Below are 5,483 nucleotides of genomic sequence, written 5' to 3'. Positions count from 1 at the left end.
GATCTGATCGACGGATGCCTCACCCAAGCCGGACTGATCATGGATGGCTGACCCCGGCCAGCCCCCGACACCACTCATTCAATTTCAGTAGCGATCCTTGCTGAAGGGTATTTCTCCCGCACTCACACAGGTTCGGACACGGACCAACAAGCGAGGGGATCACTCATGGCAGACTTCGGAGTGTCGATCGACAGGCCCAACGGGCTCCTCGCATTCGACCCGGAGCAACTCACCATCAGTGCAGGCGATACGGTCACCTGGACCAATCTCTCAAGCAGTCGCCAAATCGTAACGTTCGACAGCGGCTCTCCGGATTCGGTCAACATCAATCCCGGGTCATCGTTCCGCTTTACCTTCGACTCGGAGGGAGTTTTCCCCTACCGCTCGGATGCCGGTGCCGCGGGTGAGGTCACGGTCAATCCCTAGCCGGTTGCCGCGATGCCCGCCCCGGACGACTCGCCGGTACCTTGATGCTCTGGTCACGGGGCGATAACGCGGCAGGTCAGAGCATCGGTGGGAGCGGTCCGGATAGCTTGATGCCCGTCCCGGGCGCTTAGGTTCTAGTGATCGTTGCAACACCCCAGCTCAAGGGGTGCGATGGATTTCGAGCCGGCTCCGCGAGAAGGCCACCAGGCCGCTTTCCTGGACGCCCTCCACCGGCACGCCGAGACCGTCGCCGGCTGATCCGCTCCGCACGACCCGCCGTCCCGGCCCACCTCGGGCCGGGACGGCCGTCCGCACCTCGTTCCCGACTTCCGGAGGCACCGCGTGATGACCGACACCACCTGCCCCTCCCCGGACGCTCTCAGCTGGTGAACGAGGGGAGGTATTCGCCAGCCTGGACAAGGCGTGCCCAGGCGCCGCCGTCCCAGCTCCATTCGCGTGTGGTCGTGTCGAATGCGACCCGAAGGTCTTCGGGATCGGCCGCAGAGGCATCGATCAGGATCCCACCCGACAGGGCCGTGTCGACGGGGTTCCCGGGTTCGAGCTTCCGCTCCTCGGGCGAGTCGCCCAGGAACAGAAGGATCTTCTCGACGGCGCGGAAGGTCGTCGTTACGTTTTTCGGTAGCGGGTTCTCACAGTGATGGCGTGCGGTTAATTTCTCTCCGGCAACGGCCACGTACGCCATCAGACCGACGCGAAGGTCCTTTTCCGAAATATTATGTACGGCCATGTGGGTCGGATCGTCGTAGTGGATAGTGTGCCCTCCGCCGGACCTCGACTCGACCAGGTACTCCGATCCGTAGTCCAGGAGTTCGGAATGGTAGGAGGTGATTGTGTCTTTGTCGCGTTTGCGGGGCTGGGTGACGAAGGCCACGCGCGTGTCATCCCATGCGACGTCGTTCGAGGTGGAAGTCTTCTGCGTGGTGAACCACACGAGAAGGCGGCGGCCGGTGCTGGCGTTGTCGTGCGCGGCCTTGAAGCCGTAGAGCACGTCGTCGTCAGTGATTTCCCCGTTGACGGTCACCTCTACTTTGTACAGTTTCGTCATGATGGCCATTTCCTGTGCGCACTACGGCTGCCGCCTCGGATGCCTGGGGCGGCAGCCCCTCTGCGATGGCGCGGGTCCGCTGACGCCGAGGGCGTCCCGAAGTCTCGTCAATGCGTGGGTTCCGGCAGGATGAGTTTGCTGGTGAAGTCCGTTCCCGAATCGATCCTGCTTGCCCAATTGGCCTTGCTCAGCCAGGTTTTGCTCGACTCGTCCCAGTCCCACAACCAGCCGTTGTCCTTGCTCCAGCCAATACGCCTGAGGTTGCTGTCGGTGAGGTTGACCACGATGGCGCGAGTGGAGGCTTGCGTGACGACACTGCCTTCGCTTTTCTTGGCAGTGCTGAAGTAGAGGAGAATCTGCTCCACCGGCCAGATCCGAACCGTGACGCCGTGTGCGAGCTCGGTCCGGTTCAGCGGACGGAATTCTTCCTTGAAGTTGAGTCGCTTCTGCGAGAGCCCTCCGTAGACTTCACCACTCGCGGCGTTGTTCATGACCTGGATGTTTTGCTCCGGATTCGGCTGCGCTTCCGGTTTTGGCCCCATGCCGTTCGGCTGGTTGATCCGATAGATCTCGCCGGAGTTGATGGACTCCTCATGGCGTGACGAGATGACGTCCCCGGCTTTGTACGGGGCCCCGTACGTGTTGTAGTCCTGCCTCCACTCGATGTCGTTGTCTGTGGAGTAGAGGGAATCGGCGAACCAGACGAGCGGCTGGCTGCTTTTGCTCCCGGTTGCGATCGCCTTGAATCCGTAGAGCGTGAAGCCCTCTTTCGTCAGGTAATTGGTTGAATCCGAGTCGATGGTAAGGATCACCCTGTAGCCGGTCATGCTCTTCCTCCGCTGGTCGACGTATGCCGTCCAGACCAGCAGACAGCAGGGATGGCGACTCTGCACCATAGAGTCTCCATGCGAACTACATGATTCCCTCCAATGGCCTCTTCCTCTCGCCCGATGCGACGACGGCCCGGACACGGGAGAAGCCCGTGAGCACCCGCCAGAGTCCCGCCCCGCCCGACGACAACGACGACGGCCAGGGCGACGCCGTCGAACCGCCGCAGCCGTCCCGGCCGGGCCGACAGCGTCCCGGACCACAACAGGCTCCTCAGCCTGCTCACTCACCCGCTGGTCGGGCTCGGCCTTGAAGTCACCAGCCGCCACTGCAACTGCGCCTCCTCCGATACCGACCGGTTCGGTCTCGGCAGCGACCGCTCGGGCTGCGTCATGACCCTGGCCAGCGCCGACGGACTCCGGGAACTGATTGTGCGCGACCCGCGATGGCTCAACGACGGCAAGGCGCGGGCACGTGCTACCGGCAACCGGAACGAGGAGAACGCCGACGCCTTCGAGGTCTACGCTTAGCGGCATTCGACGGCCCAGCGCCGAGTTGGGGGAGGCCGGTGCGACGTTGCATGCTGGCCTCGCTCAGCACCCTGCCCGCACACGGCGGCCACGCCGATGCGGTCGTCGTCACCAAGGACAGCCCCGACGTGAACATCACGGCCGTCAACACCCCTTCACCACCGGGACGCTGCACCTGGCCGAGCAGGTCACCGGCGCGGGCGCCGACTACGCCGCGGGCTGAACGTTCACCCTGTCCGGCTGCGTCCTGGACACGGGCGATGGGCAGGCGCGCGCCCTGGTCGACCAGCGCCGGTACACCTTCCGGGGTGCTCGCTCGTGCGCTGGCGGTCAGGCGGGGCGGATGTTCTCGGCCTGCGGGCCCTTCTGGCCCTGCACGACGTCGAAGGTCACCTTCTGGCCCTCCTGGAGTTCGCGGAAGCCCTGAGTCGCGATGTTCGAGTAGTGAGCGAAGACGTCGGGACCGCCGCCGTCCTGCTCGATGAAACCGAAGCCCTTTTCAGCGTTGAACCACTTCACAGTGCCGGTAGCCATGCGCTTCTCCCTGGGGGAACTGATCGGGTCGCACGATTGCGGGCCCGGAGGTGATCGCCTTGGTCCGGAGAGGCGCTGAACAGCAAAAACGCCCACGACATGTAACCGCGGGCGAGAACTTCGGAACCGCGACTGCTTGATTAAAACGTTACACCGCGGGGGGTCCCGCAGCCTGGGAGCCGAGTAAGACACGCGGCGGCGTAGCCGTTGCGCCCGCACACACGTTTCGGCCGACGTCGTGCCGCCGGCCGCTGTGCGTGGGGCTGGGACTCCCTGCTGCCCAGGTGCGGCAGGCCTGGCACCGGCAGACCCTGGGAGGGGAACCGATCACGGAGGAGAGCGATGACCGGTGCCGGCCCCTCACGGGAACCGAGTGCAATGGTGCACATGTCGATCGCCGGTGCGCTGCCCGTGGCGAACGTGGTCGCCGACGCGGTAGGTCAGTCGTTCAGGCTGATCGTTGTCCCGAGTCCTGGCACAGCCAGGGATTATGTCTCACTCGCCGATCGGGTGGTCCGTACCCGCTGGCAGGTGGACACGTCGGCGCCGATCACCGAAACCGCCACACGGCCGGTTGCCCTCGCACATGCTGGTGCCGGCCCCGTGAAAGTGGAGCTCGGCGGTCGAGCCGATGCCGTGGCCAAGGTCGCGGCGCTGATCCGCGACCGTTTTCGTGCCGGACCGCCGGCGGGGGTTTCACAGGCGTTCGAAGTGTGGCCCGAGAGTCCGCCGCCGGTCACAGGCCAGGCGTGACCGCGGCACCCGCTTTTGATCCGCTGTCCGTGGTCCGCGTTTCACCCGTTGCGTGTGCCACGAATGCGAAAGGAACCGTATGTAGGAACAGTTCTGGAAGCAATGCTGTGCAAGAGATGAAGGTCTTGGCCCTTCGGAGCCGCCCTGCGGGGGGAGGCTCCAAACCGCCACATGCTGCGAAAGCGGTGACGCGATCGTGGTGAGCGATGTGGAAAAGGCGCCCGAGAGGCGTCAGGTGGGGATCAGGAAGACGAACGCAAGTGAACCACTGCCGAAGTGTCGTTAGTGAAATCCAAGTGGCATCAAAACCGGGCGCCTGCGACGGAGTCCGGGATAAGCCTGGCGGGAGCCCGCGTATTGGCCAGGCGGTGTCCGGCATGGAGGTGGCGTGATCCTGGTCTGCTGCTCTTGCATGGAACGTGGGAAGGCACGTCCCGACACCGCCACCGAGCACGGTGGCAAGAGGGAGCACCTCAAGCGGCTGAACCGCAAGGGGCTGAGTACCGTCGCGGGACGTGTTGGCGGACCGGTTCGTAGTAGTGACGAAGCCTCTGTAACGGGGGTGGAGCGAAGGGGCCGGGTCATCCGTGGCTGTGTGTGTCTGGTCAACCGGACGTTCTCCGGGAGGAGCCGATGGACAAGCTGAAGTCACCGGGCAAGCCGTTCGATATCTCGAAGTGGGAAGTACTGGAGGCATATCGGGAGGTCAAGAGGAATCAGGGTGCGCCGGGTGTGGATGGACAGTCCATCGACGAGTTCGAGAAGGATCTTAGAGGGAACCTCTACAAGATCTGGAACCGTATGTCGTCGGGGACGTACTTCCCTCCTCCGGTGCGGGGAGTGGAGATTCCGAAGCAGCACGGTGGCGGCATGAGGATGCTCGGCATTCCCACCGTAGCCGATCGCGTTGCGCAAACCGTGGTGGCCCGGCATCTCATGAGGCGGGTGGACCCTGTGTTCCATCCGGACTCCTACGGATACCGGCCCAATCGGTCGGCTCTCGACGCCGTGGAAACCTGCCGGAATCGGTGCTGGAAGAAAGACTGGGTGATCGACCTCGACATCCAGAAGTTCTTCGACACCGTCCGCTGGGACCTCGTCGTCAAGGCCGTGGAAGCTCACACTGACGCCGTATGGGTGAAGTTGTATGTCGAGCGGTGGCTTCGCGCCCCGCTGCAACTACCTGACGGCACCTTGCAGAAGCGGGACCGGGGGACCCCACAGGGGTCGGCGGTCTCGCCCGTACTCGCCAACCTGTTCATGCACTACGCGTGTACGTCCAGGAGTTCGGGCGTCATCTCAACTTGAAAGAGGTGGAGGGGATGTAACCGGACGCCAAGTTCAGG

Annotated in this window: 6 protein-coding genes; 3 read left to right on the top strand and 3 right to left on the bottom strand. The window is 63.9% G+C overall.

What is annotated here, in order from left to right:
* Positions 1 to 165 precede the first annotated feature (165 nt).
* Positions 166 to 426 carry a hypothetical protein gene (locus tag ACFQ87_RS44005; RefSeq protein WP_380616672.1) on the top strand — a complete coding sequence of 87 codons (261 nt, stop codon included), beginning with the start codon at positions 166 to 168 and terminating at the stop codon, positions 424 to 426.
* Between the two features lie 379 nt (positions 427 to 805).
* Here the strand turns inward: ACFQ87_RS44005 and ACFQ87_RS44000 are convergent, their stop codons facing one another.
* The 3 genes from ACFQ87_RS44000 to ACFQ87_RS43990 form a co-directional block, all read right to left on the bottom strand.
* Positions 806 to 1,492: a hypothetical protein gene (locus ACFQ87_RS44000; RefSeq protein ID WP_380616671.1), complete on the bottom strand. Its 687-nt coding sequence runs from the start codon at positions 1,490 to 1,492 to the stop codon at positions 806 to 808.
* 107 nt (positions 1,493 to 1,599) lie between these two features.
* On the bottom strand, positions 1,600 to 2,319 hold the full coding sequence (locus ACFQ87_RS43995) for a hypothetical protein (RefSeq protein ID WP_380616670.1): 720 nt from the start codon (positions 2,317 to 2,319) through the stop codon (positions 1,600 to 1,602).
* A gap of 861 nt (positions 2,320 to 3,180) precedes the next feature.
* Positions 3,181 to 3,384: a cold-shock protein gene (locus ACFQ87_RS43990; protein WP_344638807.1), complete on the bottom strand. Its 204-nt coding sequence runs from the start codon at positions 3,382 to 3,384 to the stop codon at positions 3,181 to 3,183.
* A gap of 387 nt (positions 3,385 to 3,771) precedes the next feature.
* Between ACFQ87_RS43990 and ACFQ87_RS43985 the strand changes: the two genes are divergently transcribed.
* Positions 3,772 to 4,137, top strand: a complete 366-nt coding sequence (locus ACFQ87_RS43985) for a hypothetical protein (RefSeq protein WP_380616669.1) — start codon at positions 3,772 to 3,774, stop codon at positions 4,135 to 4,137.
* 633 nt (positions 4,138 to 4,770) lie between these two features.
* On the top strand, positions 4,771 to 5,445 hold the full coding sequence (locus tag ACFQ87_RS43980; protein ID WP_380616668.1) for a reverse transcriptase domain-containing protein: 675 nt from the start codon (positions 4,771 to 4,773) through the stop codon (positions 5,443 to 5,445).
* The last annotated feature ends 38 nt before the right edge of the window (positions 5,446 to 5,483 follow it).

Source organism: Kitasatospora sp. NPDC056531 (genome assembly GCF_042794375.1).
Classification (GTDB): Bacteria; Actinomycetota; Actinomycetes; order Streptomycetales; family Streptomycetaceae; genus Kitasatospora.
This window is presented reverse-complemented; position numbering and strand designations above follow the sequence as displayed.